The organism is Marinobacter alkalisoli, from assembly GCF_045449795.1.
Lineage (GTDB): Bacteria > Pseudomonadota > Gammaproteobacteria > Pseudomonadales > Oleiphilaceae > Marinobacter.
Genome location: NZ_JBJJLB010000022.1, coordinates 100,734 through 116,949, shown reverse-complemented (window position 1 = coordinate 116,949; position 16,216 = coordinate 100,734). Strand labels below are relative to the sequence as shown.

The following is a 16,216-nucleotide window of genomic DNA, read 5'->3' as shown; positions in this document are numbered from 1 at the left end:
GTGACGGCTTCAGGGGAACGGGTGGAACTACCGGAATCCCTGTCCGGGCCCCTTGCGGATTTCCTTCGCCATCTGTCCTCGGAAAAGCGGCATTCTCCCCGGACGTGTGACAGTTACCAGCGAGACCTGCAGCGATTTGGCGGCTGGCTGTCATCGCGCCAGATCGATGACTGGGCGGCTGTCACCAGTCACGATCTGCGCCGCTATGTGGCGTGGCTCAGCCGGGAAGGACTGGAAGGGCGCAGCATTGCCAGGCATCTTTCCGCTATTCGTCGGTGTTACCAGTACCTGCTTCGGGAAAAGAAGGTCCGGGACAATCCGGCGCTGGATATCCGTGCTCCCAAGTCTGGCCGCCGGTTGCCGAAAGTGGCTGATGTGGATCAGCTGAATCACCTGCTGGATGCCAATCCCGACGATCCCCTGGAAGTCCGTGACCTGTGCATGTTCGAGTTGATGTATTCCTCGGGACTGCGGTTGTCGGAACTGGCGGGGCTTGACCTTGATTCGGTCGATCGTCGTGGCGGAGAAATCCGGGTACTGGGTAAAGGCAGCAAGGAGCGTGTGCTACCCGTGGGTAGCAAGGCCCTGCGGGCCCTGGACGCCTGGTTGGCGGTCCGTGCCGGGCTGGCGGGGGAATCCGAGCAGGCCCTGTTTGTCAGTCAGCGGGGCGGACGCCTGAGCAATCGCAGTATCCAGTCCCGGCTGAGCCGGTGGGGGGTGATCAAGGGCGCGGATCAGCGGCTGAATCCGCACATGCTTCGCCATTCATTTGCCAGTCACCTGCTGGAATCCAGTGGTGACCTGCGGGCAGTTCAGGAATTGCTGGGGCATGCGGACATATCGACCACTCAGGTCTATACTCATCTTGACTTCCAGCATCTGGCTCGCGTCTACGACCAGAGTCACCCGCGGGCCCGCCGCCGTGATGGGCGGCGAGACAGGGATGATCGCTAGACAATTCACGCAGTACCTTGAGCGGTTCTGACGCTTACCATCAGGAGAGCCCAATGGCATCGGATCAATCCTGGAAGGATAAGTACCTCCGGGAACTTGAATCATCAGAACAACGGGAACAGCAGTGGCGAGCCGAAAGGAAATCCCTTGAGCGCATGCTGGTGCGTACCTGTCTCGCCTCGGAAGGTCAGAAATCCGAACTGGACAGCTTGCTGATCCGGGTTCGCAAGGATCTTCGCAAAGGCACTGTTGATACCGAAAAATGGCGTGTGCTTCAGGACCAGATTGATCGCCAGGTGGCTCTTCTGGATGATCCCTCACCGAAAGCCGGGTCAGGAAATGGTCGTTCATCGCCATCCGGGAAGGCTGTTGATGCCCCGCCTGAGGCAGAATCTCCCACGACCGCGACCGTCGGCGATGAGAATGACCTGGGAAGCAACGATACCCAGCGACTGCGCATTGCGCGCCGGGTCGGGCAGTTGTTGGGCCAGATGTTATCCCAGGTGACCCTTGAGCCGGCAGCGGAAGCCCGGGCCCGTCAACTACAGAAATCCTTGTTGGAAAGTAACAATTGGGATGTCTTGCGGGAGGGGTTGAACAGTGTTGCTGACCTCGTTATTGCCGCCATTACCCGCAGCCAGAGAGAGTTTGAGGTTTTTCTCAAAAGACTTGATGATAGGTTGGGCTCTCTGCGCCAACATTTCCAGGACCAGTCGAGCGCTCAAGTGGGGCGTCTGGACGCTTCCCGTCAGTTGGATCGCGAAATCCGGCAGGAGCTGGAAACCTTTGGCCGTGAGATTGAGGCTGGCGGTGGGCTAAAGGAATTGAAACTCTCCGTGACCCGACACCTGGAAACAATCGGGGGTGCGGTCCGGCGTTTCAGGGCGCAGGAATCAGAGCGGGAGAAGGATTACTCGTGGCAACTGGAAGTGATGCAAGAGAAGTTGGCAGCCGTGGAAGCCAATTCCGAGCAGATGAAAGAGCGGATTCGGGAAGAGCGTGCCAGGGCGCTTACCGATCTGTTGACACAATTGCCCAACCGCGAGGCCTGGCAGGAGCGACTGGCTTTCGAATACAGCCGCTGGCAACGGTACCGTCACCCGGTAACGATCGCGGTGCTGGATATCGATCTGTTCAAGCGGGTGAACGATTCATACGGCCATAAGGCTGGCGACCGGGTCCTTCAGATGGTGGCGCGGGAGTTTCAGACCCGGCTAAGAGCCACGGATTTTATTTCCCGCTTCGGGGGCGAGGAGTTTGTATTGCTGCTACCTGAAACGTCAGCGGAAGACGCCAGGAGCGTGCTCGATGCACTGCGGGAAAACGTTGCGGCCCTGCCGTTTCATTTCCGGGGCGAACCCGTCACCATTACTTTCTCGGCCGGCATCGCCACGCTTGAGGACGGTGATACTGAAGATACCTTGTTTGATCGTGCGGACAAGGCACTGTATGCCGCCAAGGATGCAGGCAGAAACCGGGTCCGCCTTGCGGTTGATGCTGAGGGGGTCAGTGCCGCATCTGGGCGTCAAGCTCGTCAATGATTTCGGCCCAGTCAGAATCGTCTTCCAGTCCTTCCTCCAGAAACTGGGCCTGGCTCTCCGACCAGAACGGTGCATCCTGCAGTGCAATTTCCGTCGGCAGCGGAGAATACCTGGAGATAAAGTCCTCGATACTGGCGTTGTCAGAGGCCAGTCCAAGTTGTTGAAACAGTGTGCTGAACGTGTGTTTGCTGGTGTCCATTGCTTTCCTCTCCTTGCAATGCTTGTGCGTGAATGAAATCAGGGAGATTTGCAGGTATTGTTCAGAGGCTCCTTAAACTTTAGCGGAACTGTTGAGGATATCCAGTGAAGGCCGTCTTGCAGGGTTTGTTGTTTTTGTTGTGCATTGGGGGCACCGGCCCCGTGCTGGCTGATCCGCCGCAATCATCACCAGCTCCCGTTCTGGGCGCACAGGACCTGGAATGGTTATCCGGGCAGGAAAACTTCCATATCGGGCTGTCTGGTGGCCAGATCCCCCTGGCTTTTGATACCGGAGACGGCGTTCTGGCCGGTATCTACATTGATTACCTGGACCGCCTGTCAGACAAACTGGGTGTGGCGATAACCCCGGTCTCCGGCAGTCCCTCTTCCCTGGCAGCACAACTTGATTCCGGCGAACTGGATGCCAGGCTGGTAGCTCGCAGTCCGCGGCAGCCTGGTCCGGAGGGGCGCTCCATCACTGAGCCGCTGATGAGTCTTACCTACGGCCTGTTTGTCAGTGCCGGGGATGCGGGCATCCGTAAACTGTCGGATCTGGAAGGCAGCCGGGTAGCACTGATTGCCGGGGATACCAGCCAGTACCTGCTTCTGGACCCGGTGGAAAGCTTCACGCCGGTACCTGTTGCCAGCATCAGCGAGGCGATCAGCATGGTGCTTTCGGGGCAGGCGGATGCGTTTCTCGGTCCGCTTCCTGTGGTGTCGGATTACCTGCAGTCCGCGATGATAAACGGCATTGGCCTCGCCCTGCTGCTGGACCAGAAGGCTGTCGATGTCGTGATCGAAGTCGACACGGAAGATGACCAGTTGTTGCGGGTGCTGAACCGGGCGGTTGAAGCGATCAGTCATAATGAGCATCGCGCCATACGGCAATCCTGGCTGCAGACCGATTTGCCCACCGTGGACGAGAACAGCATCACTCTCTCCAGCAACGAGCAGGATTGGCTCAAGCGACACCCCAATCTGCGGGTGGCGTTTCGCACCGACTGGCCGCCGTTCGAGTTCACTCAGGATGGTAATCCGGCTGGCCTGGTGCCGGACCTCGTGACCCGCCTGGAAAGCCAGTTGAATGTCCGGTTCCATCGCCAGGAGACATTGGACATCATGGAGGCGGAAGAGCAGCTGCAGCAGGGAGAGGTGGATATCCTGCCGGCCTTCAATCGAACGCCCAGGCGCAGCGATGATTTTCTGTTCACCCGCACCTACCTGACCGTGCCGATTGCCCTGGTGATCCGTGACGATGGGCGGTTCATCGGCGACCTGAGGGAGCTTCGTACCGAGAGGGTGGGCGTTGTGAACCGTCACTCCGCCCACGACTATCTGTTGATCAACCACCCGGACCTCGACCTATACCCGGTAAACAGCGTGGAGGAAGGGCTGTTATCGCTCTCCAATGGCGATCTGGATGTCATGGTCACCCACATACCCGCGGTCAGCTATACCGTGGCGAGGCTGGGACTGTCGAACCTGCGCATCACCAGTATCACCCCCTACCAATACGAACTGAGCCTGGCTGTCAGCAAGGATCGCCCGGAGTTACAGCGTATTCTCAACAAGGCGCTGGGCAGCCTCGATGCCGCTGAAACCGAATCCATCTATAACCGCTGGATACACCTGGATATTGAGCAGGAAACCGACTACACCGTGGTACGGCGGGTCGTGGGTATTGCCCTGGTGGTGGTGCTGATATTCCTCTACTGGAACCGCAAACTCTCCCGTGAGGTGGATGAGCGGATACGCTCGGAGAATGCGCTTCGCCGCAGCGAGGATGAGTTGCGGGCGGCCAAGCTGGAGGCGGAGCGGCTGGCGCGGGAAGCGGAGGCGGCCAGCCTCACCAAGAGCGAATTCCTCGCCAATATGTCCCATGAAATCCGTACGCCGATGAATGCCGTCATTGGCTACAGCGATTTGCTGAGCGACAGCGTAACGGATCCGCAGCAGCGTAATTATCTGGACGCCATCCGGGCTGGTAGCCGCAGCCTGCTGATGCTGATCAACGACATTCTCGACCTGTCCAGGATCGAAGCGGGAAAAATGCGACTCGATTACTCCGCTGTCTCAGTGCGCCGGCTGCTGGGCGACGTCCGGCATATTTTCGATCTGCGGGCGCGGGAGCAGGGCATTACCCTGGAAGTCAGCGTCGACTCGAAAATGCCGGCGGCGATGATGCTGGATGAAACCCGGCTGCGTCAGGTGCTGTTCAATCTGGTTGGCAATGCCATCAAGTTCACCCATGAAGGCGGAGTGACGGTACGAGCCACCGCAACGCCGGTTTCCAGGCAGGAGGCGGAGTCGGGAGACGACGGCAGGAAACTCTATCGGCTGGAGGTAACGGTCAGGGATACCGGGATCGGTATTCAGGATGACCAGTTGGAGCGGATCTTTGATGCGTTCGAGCAACAGGAGGGGCAGAACAGTCGTCGCTATGGCGGTACCGGTCTGGGCCTGGCGATCAGCCGGAAGCTGGCGCGGATGATGGGGGGAGAGCTCACCGTGGAAAGCGAGCCGGAGCAGGGCTCGACTTTTACCGTCACCCTTCCACGGGTAGAAGCCACGGTGGAGCAGGCCGAGGACGAAGGCGAGCCGGAAGAGGCCGAACGTCTGCTGGCCCAGACCCTGAGCATGCAGGAGCGCGGCTGGCTGCGTGAACAACTGGCCCGGGATTTTGGTGATGAGTGGGAAACCGTGCGGGAAAGCGGCGATCCGGAACAGATGCGGGATTTCGCAAAGCGGGTTCTCGCCTGGGGGGAGCGTTTCCGCTCACCCTCCGTGACCCGTTATGGCGAGAAGTTGCTGGCCGATGTGGAAGCGTTCAATCTTGACGCCGTGAACAACGCCCTGGACGCTTTTCCCCGCCTGCTTGGCCGGGACCAGTAGGTTGTGTCCGGTCAGGCGTGCCTGATTACAGGCAGTCAAACTGCGACCGGCGGTCAAAGGCAACGGCGACCATGTCGTATCCGGAGTCGGACAGCGAACGGATCAATTCCCGGTTTTTCAGCAACGTCATGCAGACCTTGTGGACGCTGGCCTGTAATTGCTCTTCTGCCGGCGTGGAATGAAACCGAAAATCCACAATCAGGTATTTGCGGTCGACAGTCGTGGTGACCGGGATGTCCTCGCGCTCCACACTTTCGTAGCCAATATAGGTCGGCTGTTCATTGCTAAAGACGTTGCTCATGAGTACGTCCAGGTTCTCCGCCAGGGCAGGACGGCTTGCCAGGATGGACAGCAGGATAAAGGTGGCGGCGCTGAGAGCTCTGTTCATGGATGCACTCCGTAGTGCTGGTCCGGTCACTGAGTAACTTAATGTAACATTGGGTTACAGTGATTATCGCAGAGTCTGACGCAGTTTGCGTGCAATGGGACAGTGATTTTTCAATTGTTTTCAGTTAGATCAAAAAGTGTGCGGGAGGCCGCAGGTTTTCGCGGGCATGACCGATCAACTATCATGATAATAAACCGATTCAGCAAGAGGCAGACTCATGTTCCAGCTCGTCTTCAAGGGTGAATGCGCACCGGGAATTGATGCCACCACCGCCCGCAATAATGCGCGGACGCTGTTCAAGGCCAGTGTAGAGCAGATAGAGCGTATGTTCAGCGGCCAGCCGGTGGTGATCCGCAACAAACTGGAAGCGGAGCAGGCGGAGAAGTATCGCGCTGTACTGGCAAAGCATGGAATGGTCGCCTACGTACAGACAATGCCCGGAACGGAACCAACGCGCCCCGAGGCACCATCCCCGGAACCGGCTCCGGCATCAGAACCTGCACCTGCACGGTCGGTTCCGCAAGACCAGCCGGCCAGTTCTGGTGAAGGCCTGCCTCCGGTTGAGCCCGGTGACCGGCTTTCGGTTGCGGGCGAAAAAGTGGATACCATCCTGGCGGGATCGGGGCTCTCCCTGGATCCGGTGGGTGTTAATCTGGCCGAGCATCAGGAAGTGGAAGCCCCGATGTTCCAGCATCTGGACGAGTGGACTCTGGCCCCCGCCGGTACGGACCTGGGCGTCGAACGTGATCTGCCTCCGCCGATGGTGCCCGATGTGTCTCACCTGTCGTTGGCCGATGACGAAACCACCAAGAACCAGTAAATAACAGGACCCCTCCCTTGCCAAGGATCATAATCCTCCTGCTTGTCTGTGTTGTCTCCTTTGTCCCCATGGTGACGGCGGATCCGGTTGAGGGGCGCCCCACGGTCGGGTTGGTGCTCAGCGGCGGTGGCGCCAAGGGGATGGCCCATGTCGGTGTCCTGCGGGTGCTCGAGGAGATGCGGATTCCGGTGGACCTGGTGGTGGGCACCAGTGCAGGCTCCGCAGTGGGGGCGCTTTATGCCAGTGGCATGCCGGTGAATGAGATCGAGCAGCGTTTTATCGATCTGGACTGGGTCTCCAGCTTTCGGGATGACCCGGGCCGGGCCTACAAGCCCGTGCGCCGAAAACAGGAAGACTGGCGTTTTCCCGTGGTTCCCGGTCTTGGTGTGCGGCTGGATGGCCTTCATGTAGGCGGCGGTATCATCGCAGGTCAGAACCTTGGTTTTATTCTCAACGAACTGACCCGCAATGCGGCGCTGGTGGAGGACTTTGACCAGTTGGCAATCCCTTTCCGGGCGGTGGCCACCGATCTGGAAACCGGGGAGCAGGTTGTCATCGGCAATGGCAACCTGTCTGAGGCCATTCGCGCCAGCATGAGTATTCCTGGGGTGTATGCGCCGGTGAGGTGGGACGGTCGCCTGCTGGTGGACGGCGGGGTTGCCAACAACCTGCCGGTGACAGTGGCCCGCGAGATGGGGGCGGACATCGTGATTGCGGTGGATATCACCGACCCTTTGCTGAAAGCGGAGGATCTACAGGAAGCGTTCTCGGTTGTCGGTCAGTTGACCACCATGATGACGCGGATGAACACGGATTATCAGCTGGAACGGTTGCAGGAGCAGGATATTCTGATCCGTCCGGACCTGGAGGGGCGAAGCTCTTCCGACTTTTACGATGCGCCAATATTGTTTGAATTGGGGGCGACCAGCACCCGTTCTCACGCCGGCGAGTTGCGCCATCTGAGTGTTTCGCGGGAACGTTGGGCGGACATCCGGGAAACGATGAATGCCAGTGGTTTCTCCCCGGGTGACATTGTCCGTATTGAAGTGGATCAGGATTCCCGTTTGGCCGGGGAGTTCCTGCGTTCCAGAATCCGCCAGGAAACCGGCGAACCCTTGGACGTGGAGGCCCTGGAGGATGACCTGAAACGGATTTATGGCCTCGGTTACTACGAGACCGCCTCCTATTCATTGTCTCCATCCGATGAAGGTACCGTGCTCACCATCCGCGTGCAGGGAAAATCCTGGGGGCCCAACTACCTTGCGTTTGGACTGAACTACGAGGACAACTTCGACGGGGAAACCCGCTTTAACGTCGGCTCCGCCCTGCGCATGACCGAGCTTAACGCCCTTGGTGGCGAGTGGCAGACCGGTTTACAGCTGGGAACCGAACCCTACGTGCGCACGGAATGGTTCCAGCCCCTGGATTACGGCTATGAACGGTTTCTGATTGCCGGCGCGGAATATACCCGCGACACCTTCAGTGTGTTTGGGGATGACGGCGACCGCATTGCCGAAGTGGACGTAACCTTTCGCCAGTTTGACCTGGCGCTGGGCATGGAGCTCGGTGGAAATGGCGATGTGCGTTTGGGTTATACCCGTGGTTACGCCACCGTGGACGAACAGGTCGGTACGCCGGTGGCGCCGTCCGGGTCCATACACCAGGGCAGTTTCAGCCTGCAGCTGGTGCACGATTCCCTGAACGATATCTTCTACCCCCAGTCGGGAGGCTTCGCCGGTATCCGGGGGCGAATGGAGCGGGACGATCTGGGGTCGGACCGGCATTTTGACTCCGTCACTGGCATGGGGCTGGGCACTGGCAGTTGGCGGGGGTTCACCATGACCGGACTGCTGTATGCGCATGCTGTCACCCGCGGGGAGCCCGGTATCGAAAATACCGTCCGGCTTGGCGGGTTTCGTCGGTTGTCGGCCTATGCGCCGGGTGAAATTACTGGTGAAAACGCGGCCATGGCGTCGCTGTTTGCCAGCCAGGAGTTTGGCGGCCCCTTTTTACCCTGGTTTGCCGGAATGGGTTTCGAGACTGGTAACGCCTGGGAGTCGTTCGACGATGCCAGTTGGAACAACACGGTCAGGTCCTGGAGCGTGTTTGCCGGCGTCGATACCTTCCTGGGGCCGGTTCAGCTTGCCACCGCCTACAACAACGAAGATGACTGGACTGCTTATCTGAACATCGGGTTTTCGTTCACCCAGTTATTTTATTGAGTCTTTGTTCCTGTCAGGCTCCGCGACGAGCCTGGTTGTTGTTCAGCGCCTCCAGTACCTGGCGACACTGCTGTTCGGCAAAGTGCTGGAGGATCCTGGCCAACCGGTCTTCGTCCCGGTCTTTGATGGCGCGGATGGATTCGTCCATGTGGGCCAGATTATCCTCCAGCACCTTGTTGCCACCATTCTGGAAGGCTACGAATGCGCAGCGTTTGGCGGATGGCCAGAGATCCTCAATGGCGGAAATGATGAAATAGTTATCCGCGTAGGCGAGGGATGCCTTGGTGTATTCAATGCCCAGTTCCAGGAACCGCATCAGGTCATTGCGCTGGAAACACGCCTGCATCTGATCGTACAGGGATTCCAGCTTGTCCATGTCGGCCGGTTGCCACTGGCGGGCGAGTTTGCGACCGGTGTGGGTCAGGTAGAGTTCCAGGGTTTCATACAGGCTGCGAACAAAATACTCATCCAGATCCGTGACAAACGCGCCCTTGCGGGGAACGTTGCGGACCAAGTGGCGTTTTTCCAGCAGCAGTAACCCTTCGCGGATGGACCCGTGACTGACGTCCATCTGTTTGGCCATGGAGTTCTCGTAAATGCGCTCGCCGGAGCGCAGCTGGCCAAAGGCAATCAGGTTCTCAATATGGCGGGCAACCTGTTCGGTGAGGGTTTCTCGGGGCTTGAATGTGGTCATGATCCTGCTTCGTTACTGCTTGCCGGGCTCGGGTTCCCTGAATACTCTCACATTCTATCCGCCGGGAAAACGCTTGCGCCCAAACCCCTCAGAGCAGCGGTGCCAGCAATCGCACGGCGCGGCAGCCCAGGCGGAAGGCGATTGAGCGATCCTGATAGTCGCGCTCGGTCATCCGCCGTGAGTTTTTCAGATCCTCTTCCAGCATGGTGGTCACCTCCGAAACAAACTCGCTGGAGGTGGTGATGGCGGTGATTTCGAAGTTCAGGCGCATTGAGCGATTATCGAGATTGGCGGTACCCACGGCGGCATAACGGTTGTCCACCAGAATGACTTTCTGGTGCATGAACCCCGGCTGGTAACGATAGATGCCGACACCCGCCTGGCAGGCCTGGACAAGGTAGGAATAGGCGGCAACCTTGATCAGCCAGCTGTCTGATTTCTCCGGAATGATAATGCGCACATCGACACCCCGCAGGGCGGCCAGCTGCAGGGCATTCATGATCTGGAAATCCGGCACGAAGTAGGGCGACGCGATCCAGATGCGGGTGCGGGCGTTGTTGATGCAGTTGAGGAAAAACAGTGTACAGGTTTCGTAGGTGTCGGCGGGGCCGGTCGGCAGTATCAGCACCTCATGGTCGCCGGAAGGCGGCAGCGCCGGTTGCCAGTTAAGGTCCGGGAATTCGTTACTGGCCCAGTTCCAGTCCTCCAACCATGCCAGCTGCAGCCCGATAACCGCAGGTCCGGCAATGTGGCAATGGGTGTCGCGCCAGGGCTCCTGATCCATGGCAATGCCGAGGTATTCATCCCCCAGGTTGATGCCGCCGACAAAACCGATGTTGCCATCGCAAAGCAGCAATTTGCGATGGTTGCGGAAATTGATCTGGAAACGCCGTCGGCGGATATTGCCATCCCCGAAAGACGCCACCCGCGCGCCGGCGTGGGCCAGCTCTTTCAGGTAAGTGCGGGGCAGCCAGACGCTGCCGATATCGTCGTACAGGAACCACACCTGCACACCCTCCGCGAGCTTGCGTTTCAGGATCGACTTGATGCGTTGACCGACTTTGTCGGAGCGAACGATGTAGAACTCCAGCAGGATGTAATGGCGGGCGTTTTCCATGGCATCGAAAACCGAATCGAACGTGGCTTCGCCATCTTTCAGCAGGGTGCAGTGATTATTGCTGGTGAACGGCTGTCGCCCCAGCTTGCACAGCACCTGAAATTCATCGCCGAAATGTTCGTTGCCCGGGTGCGACAGGGTGGTGGTTTGTTGCTCGAAGTGGTTGAGTAAATTGGTCAGCGCGGCGTCGCCCATGCGCCGGGCACGGACATAACCGCCAAAGCGGTTGCGCCCGAACAGCAGGAACAGGGGCACGGCGAGGTAAGGCAGGCCGATAAGAGCAATGATCCAGGCAATGGCGCCCTGGGCGGTGCGGTAAGTCAGCAGTATCCGGTAAACGCAGGACAGCGCCGCCAGATAGAGCAGGCCGACAGCAATCGCGATCAGGGTGGTTTCAGGCATCGTTATTCCTGTGCCTGGCCGGACTCAGCGGCCAGGTGGCGGGCACGGTATTGCGCCGGAGCCATGCCGGTCCAGCGCTTGAAGGCGCGGCTGAACGCACTGAGTTCCGAGAAGCCGAGCAGGAAGGCGATCTCCCCCAGGGCATACTGGTCAGCCGCGACGTACCTGAGGGCCTTGTCCTTGCGCACCTGTTCCACCAGATCATGAAAGCTCACCCCCTCTTTTTTCAGTCTGCGGTAGAGCGTCTGCCGGCTCATATGGCACTGCCGTGCCAGAGTATCGGCGTCGATCCTGTCGGTGGACATCTGGCGCGAGATCAGGCGGCGCACCTTGCGGCCAAAGGTGCGGCGGGTCTGCAGGCGTGCCAGCAGGGAATTCACCTGTCGCAACACCGCGGAATACACATAGGGATTGCGGTGGGGGATCGGATGGCTGAGGTGCCGGCTGTTGAAGGCCAGACGTGTGCTGGTGCTGTTGAACACGACGGTGCCCCCCAGCAATTGCTCGTATTCGTCGGCATAACTCGGCCTGGGGTGAGCTATCTCGGCCCAGTCCGCGCGGATGCCGGGGTGAATGAAATGACGGGTGCGGCACAGCGCTGCTGCCAGGGTGCGATCCATATCCTGGCGACAGTAGTGGCCGGGGCTGTCCGGCTGCCAGGTAAGTATAGCCTGATCACCGGTCTGCTCCAGGCTGAGGGTAACGGATTCGTTAATCAGCCGGTGCAGGCGCACGTATTGGGTAACGGCTTCCCCCAGGGTATCGCAGTTGAAAAAGACATGGCCGACCAGCCCCATGCGTTCCGGGTCCACCACCTGCCCGGCATGGAGACCGACGGCGGGATCGCCCGTTACCTGTTCGGCATGTTGCCAGAGTTGGTAATGCGCATCGGCGGGAACGCGCAGATCGGGGTCAGCCAGGGCCTCCAGAGGCATGCCAAGGATGTGTTCGATATGCGGCCGGTTCTGCACTCCCCGGCAGTCGAGATAGTGCACCAGCGCCAAGGTACTGGAGGCGGCCACCAGAGGTGCCGTGGTTGTTTCAGCCGGAACTGCGTTCACTGTGATCCATTCCTGTTGTTAACAGGTTTTCATGTCCGCTGATACAAAATGTCAAACGGATGGGACAGCCTGTCAACGGTTTGTCATACCAACAACGATAGCATTAAGTCATCAGGTTGGAGCAATGGAACAGCGATTATCGAGGAGGTGTGTACTATGGAACGCGAAATTTTCGTGCCCCATACAGAACGTGAACGCCGGAACTGCGAGGCGCTCGCCGAATACCTGAACAGCATCTTCTATTGCTGATCAGGCAAACCGTACGCTATTGACCTTTCAGCCGGGGAACTCCCCGGCTTTTTTATGCCTGCAGAAACCCGGAGGCGTTGCCGGCCTTGCTCCATTTTCCGGCAGTGGTAATGTATCCCACTGATTTGAGTTAACGAATCCATCCGGAGACTAATGTCCATGAGTGTTGAGCTGAATCACCGTATTACTGGCGAAGGCCCCCCCCTGATCATTTTGCATGGCCTTTTCGGGTCCATGGATAACCTGGGCGGTATTACCCGGCGTTTGCAGGATGAATGGCAGGTTCATGCCCTGGATCAGCGCAACCACGGAAATTCTTCTCATACCGAAACCATGGATTACCCGGCAATGGCGGCGGATGTGGTTGCCTATATGGACGCCCAGGGACTGGACAAGGCCGCCATCCTTGGTCATTCCATGGGCGGTAAAACTGCCATGCAGGTGGCGCTGTCGGCACCGGAGCGGGTGGACAGGGTGATCGTTGCAGATATTGCGCCTGTGTCCTATAAGCCCCGCCATGATGCCATTCTGGAGGGGCTTACTGCCCTTGACCTGAGCGCCGTCAAAACCCGTCAGGATGCAGACAGCATGCTGGCGGAGCATGTTGAAACGCCCCAGGTTCGCCAGTTCCTGCTGAAAAACCTGGTGCGTGTTCCCCAGGGGGAGCAGAAACCGGGAGAAGGTCTCTATCGCTGGCGCCTGAACCTGCCGGTTATTGAGGCCTGTTATCCGAAACTGGCGCTGGCTCCGGAAGGCGATCGCCCCTATGACGGGCCTGTGCTGTTCCTCAAGGGGGAGGAGTCTGCCTATATCCAGGATAAGCACTGGGATGAAATCCGCCGTTTGTTCCCTTCCGCGGAACTTCAGGTCATCGAAGGTACGGGGCATTGGTTGCATGCAGAGAAGACTGACGCTTTTGAGACGCTGTGCCGCCGCTTCCTGAAACAGTGAGTCCGGCCCGGGCAGCGGTGTAGCCGTGCCCGCGTCTCTGCTAAGGTTACGTCATCGTATCTGAATGGGGCGAATGTCTGTTATGAAGTGGCTGTTGGGTCTTTTGCTGGTTGGGTTTGTGCTGTTGGGGGGCTTTCTGCTGTCTCCGTCTCCCGTTGACAGCAAGGCCTGGAAAGCGCCTTCGCCACCGGCAATGACTGGCAAGCTCGCGCCCAACGAACTGCTGCGCCTGTCCGACCTGCTCGCCCGTGGCCAGGTGTACGGGCCGGAAGATACCACTGTGGACGCCAACGGCGTGTTGTACACCGGAACCCAGGACGGCAAGATTGTCCGGGTCTGGCCGGATGGGCGGGTCGAAGAGTGGCTGGAAACCGGTGGTCGCCCCCTCGGGCTGGTGTTTGATGACAAGGGCAACCTGATTGTGGCGGATGCCTGGAAAGGCCTGTTGTCGATTGCCCCCGACAAGACCATTACCCTGCTGTCACGGGAGTCGGAGGGGTTGCCGTTTCGCTTCACCGATGATGTGGATATCGCTCCGGACGGCCGTATCTATTTCACCGACGCCAGCTCCCGTTTTGAACAACCGGATTACGTGCTGGACCTGCTGGAGATGCGCCCCCATGGCCGCCTGCTCCGTTATAATCCCGGTACCGGTAAAACGGAAACCCTGTTGAGAAACCTGCACTTCGCCAATGGCGTGGCGGTGTCTCCGGATGGGGACTATGTGCTGGTTAATGAAACCTGGAAATACCGTATCCTGAAATACTGGATCCACGGCCCCAGGGCAGGGCAGGCAGAGGTGTTTGCCGATAACCTGCCGGGGTTCCCGGACAACCTCGCCGTGGATCATGCCGGGCGTTACTGGGTGGCTTTTCCGACGCTCCGCAATGCGCGGGTGGATTCCATGCATCGTCAGCCCTGGCTGAAAGACCTGGTGGCCAAACTGCCGGAAAGCTTCCAGCCAAAACCACAGGAATATGGGCTGGCGCTGGCGTTTGACGCCAACGGTGAACTGATCACCAGTCTCCATGATACCCGCGGGACTCACCTGCAGGAAATCACCTCGGTCAATCCACACGGCGGTAACCTATACTTTGGTTCACTTCACAATGACCGCATCGGGCGGCTACCGTTGCGGGCCATTCCGGGGTTGGAAAAACAGGGAGAACAGGACGAATGAGCGACAGCGCGCAGGCGATTGAGCAGACGTTTGAATGGGATCTGCCGTCCCCGTATACCATGGACATCCTGGTCAGGGATGAGGACACCGATCGCCTCGGCCACGCCAACAACGTCGTCTATGTCCGCTGGCTGGAGGATGTCAGCTGGGCGCACATCGAAAGCCTGGGCATGACCTGGGAGCTCCACGAGGCCACGGGGAAAGCCATGGCCATCACCCGTACCGAGATTGACTACCTTGCGTCAGCCAATGCCGGCGATCGCCTGGTGCTGGGTACCTGGCTGACCGGATATGACGGCCGTTTCCGCTCCTCGCGTCAGTTCCAGCTGGTACGGGCCTCAGATGGCAAGACCCTGGTGCGGGCCATGTCCACCCATGCCTGCGTAAACATGAAATCCCAGCGGCCTTCCAGGGCGCCGAAAGAATTCGCCGAGATACTCGGTAGCGCCGTGGTGGCTGGCGGTCGTGGTCTGACACTGGATTGAATCACCTTGCACGCCAACTTCTGCTAGTCTGAACGAAAGCCCGTTAGCCGTTACCACCGTTGTCCGGAGATCCCCATGGAAAACGTCGTTGATCAGAACACTGAATCCTCCATGTGCCACGTGATCTATGATCACTTTGGTGAACGTGATGTCCTGCAGGTGGTCAGCTCGGAGATTCCCCATCCGCAAGCGGGGCAGGTGCTTATCCGCGTCCATGGCGCCGGCCTGAACCCGATTGACTGGAAGACCCGCAAGGGGCTGGGATTTGCTGCGCGCCAGATCGAGGATTCGTTGCCCTGGACGCCGGGCTACGATGTGGCCGGTGAAGTGGTTGCCGTGGCGGACGATGTGACAACCCTGGCGCCGGGAGATCGCGTTATGGGGATGGTTGGCTTCCCGGCGACAGGCGGCGGTTACGCGGAATATGCCCTGGCCGCCGCGGATGAACTGGCCATTGTTCCGGAGGAGCTTGACCTGGTAACCGCGGGGGCGTTGCCGCTGGCGGCACTGACGGCCTGGCAGGCCCTGTTCGAGGTGGCCAAGCTGGAGTCAGGTGACAAGATCCTGATTCACGCCGGCGCCGGTGGGGTCGGGCATTTTGCCGTCCAGTTTGCCCTGGAACGGGGTGCCCATGTGGTCGCTACGGCCTCGGCCGGTAACCGTGATTTCCTGGCGGAACTGGGTGTGCACGAGGTGATCGATTACCGCACCACGGATGTTGCCGAGGAATGCTATGGCCTGGATGTGGTGCTGGATCTGGTTGGTGGCGAAGCCGGCAAGCGATCCCTGCACACACTCGGTGAGCACGGGGTGCTGGTGACCATTCCCACGGTCACCGCGGACGAGATCATCAGCGCGGCTGAAGAGTTGGGGCTGCGGGCTCACGGCATGACCGTGCGCCCGGATGTATTCCACCTGGATGAAATTGCGGAGCTGATCGAGGACGGCGACGTCAAGGTCCATATTGAACAGGCTTTTCCACTGGCCCGGGTGGCTGACGCCCACGAATTGCTCGAGGGCGGCCACGTTCGCGGCAAGCTGGTGCTCGACTGCCGCTGATAT

The 16,216-nt window shown here is 59.2% G+C and carries 14 protein-coding genes; 9 read left to right on the top strand and 5 right to left on the bottom strand.

The window, feature by feature from the left end:
* Together xerC and ACJO3M_RS10930 are read left to right on the top strand one after the other, a co-directional pair.
* Entirely contained in the window at nt 1-954 is a 954-nt protein-coding gene (xerC, locus tag ACJO3M_RS10935; RefSeq protein WP_407001399.1) for a tyrosine recombinase XerC, read from the top strand.
* Nucleotides 955-1,007: 53 nt separating this feature from the next.
* Nucleotides 1,008-2,495: a diguanylate cyclase gene (locus ACJO3M_RS10930; protein ID WP_407001398.1), complete on the top strand. Its 1,488-nt coding sequence runs from the start codon at nt 1,008-1,010 to the stop codon at nt 2,493-2,495.
* Here ACJO3M_RS10930 and ACJO3M_RS10925 read toward each other — a convergent pair.
* Nucleotides 2,461-2,694 (bottom strand): DUF2789 domain-containing protein, encoded by a 234-nt coding sequence (locus ACJO3M_RS10925; protein WP_406985447.1) that lies wholly within the window; start codon nt 2,692-2,694, stop codon nt 2,461-2,463. The two genes, ACJO3M_RS10930 and ACJO3M_RS10925, sit on opposite strands and share 35 nt — an antisense overlap.
* 104 nt (nt 2,695-2,798) lie before the next feature.
* Here ACJO3M_RS10925 and ACJO3M_RS10920 point away from each other — a divergent pair, with 104 nt between their 5' ends.
* Nucleotides 2,799-5,585 (top strand): transporter substrate-binding domain-containing protein, encoded by a 2,787-nt coding sequence (locus ACJO3M_RS10920; RefSeq protein WP_407001397.1) that lies wholly within the window; start codon nt 2,799-2,801, stop codon nt 5,583-5,585.
* Nucleotides 5,586-5,610: 25 nt separating this feature from the next.
* Here the strand turns inward: ACJO3M_RS10920 and ACJO3M_RS10915 are convergent, their stop codons facing one another.
* Entirely contained in the window at nt 5,611-5,973 is a 363-nt protein-coding gene (locus tag ACJO3M_RS10915; RefSeq protein WP_407001396.1) for a hypothetical protein, read from the bottom strand.
* Between the two features lie 217 nt (nt 5,974-6,190).
* Here ACJO3M_RS10915 and ACJO3M_RS10910 point away from each other — a divergent pair, with 217 nt between their 5' ends.
* Together ACJO3M_RS10910 and ACJO3M_RS10905 are read left to right on the top strand one after the other, a co-directional pair.
* Complete coding sequence (locus tag ACJO3M_RS10910) at nt 6,191-6,793, top strand: hypothetical protein (RefSeq protein WP_407001395.1); 603 nt, start codon at nt 6,191-6,193, stop codon at nt 6,791-6,793.
* 68 nt (nt 6,794-6,861) lie between these two features.
* Nucleotides 6,862-9,015, top strand: coding sequence for a patatin-like phospholipase family protein (locus ACJO3M_RS10905; protein WP_407001419.1), 2,154 nt, complete (start codon nt 6,862-6,864; stop codon nt 9,013-9,015).
* 13 nt (nt 9,016-9,028) lie between these two features.
* Here the strand turns inward: ACJO3M_RS10905 and ACJO3M_RS10900 are convergent, their stop codons facing one another.
* The 3 genes from ACJO3M_RS10900 to ACJO3M_RS10890 form a co-directional block, all read right to left on the bottom strand.
* Nucleotides 9,029-9,709, bottom strand: a complete 681-nt coding sequence (locus ACJO3M_RS10900; RefSeq protein ID WP_407001394.1) for a GntR family transcriptional regulator — start codon at nt 9,707-9,709, stop codon at nt 9,029-9,031.
* An 88-nt stretch (nt 9,710-9,797) separates the two neighbouring features.
* Entirely contained in the window at nt 9,798-11,228 is a 1,431-nt protein-coding gene (gene cls, locus ACJO3M_RS10895; RefSeq protein ID WP_407001393.1) for a cardiolipin synthase, read from the bottom strand.
* Between the two features lie 2 nt (nt 11,229-11,230).
* The gene (locus ACJO3M_RS10890) at nt 11,231-12,295 is read right to left on the bottom strand and encodes an AraC family transcriptional regulator (protein ID WP_407001418.1); all 1,065 of its coding nucleotides are present in this window, start codon (nt 12,293-12,295) and stop codon (nt 11,231-11,233) included.
* Between the two features lie 402 nt (nt 12,296-12,697).
* Here ACJO3M_RS10890 and ACJO3M_RS10885 point away from each other — a divergent pair, with 402 nt between their 5' ends.
* From ACJO3M_RS10885 to ACJO3M_RS10870, 4 genes are all read left to right on the top strand, one after another.
* On the top strand, nt 12,698-13,489 hold the full coding sequence (locus tag ACJO3M_RS10885; protein ID WP_407001392.1) for an alpha/beta fold hydrolase: 792 nt from the start codon (nt 12,698-12,700) through the stop codon (nt 13,487-13,489).
* Nucleotides 13,490-13,571: 82 nt separating this feature from the next.
* Nucleotides 13,572-14,669, top strand: a complete 1,098-nt coding sequence (locus ACJO3M_RS10880; protein ID WP_407001417.1) for an SMP-30/gluconolactonase/LRE family protein — start codon at nt 13,572-13,574, stop codon at nt 14,667-14,669.
* Nucleotides 14,666-15,154, top strand: coding sequence for an acyl-CoA thioesterase (locus tag ACJO3M_RS10875; RefSeq protein ID WP_407001391.1), 489 nt, complete (start codon nt 14,666-14,668; stop codon nt 15,152-15,154). The genes ACJO3M_RS10880 and ACJO3M_RS10875 overlap by 4 nt, the downstream gene beginning before the upstream one ends.
* 75 nt (nt 15,155-15,229) lie before the next feature.
* Nucleotides 15,230-16,213: an NADP-dependent oxidoreductase gene (locus ACJO3M_RS10870; RefSeq protein ID WP_407001390.1), complete on the top strand. Its 984-nt coding sequence runs from the start codon at nt 15,230-15,232 to the stop codon at nt 16,211-16,213.
* Nucleotides 16,214-16,216: the final 3 nt, after the last annotated feature.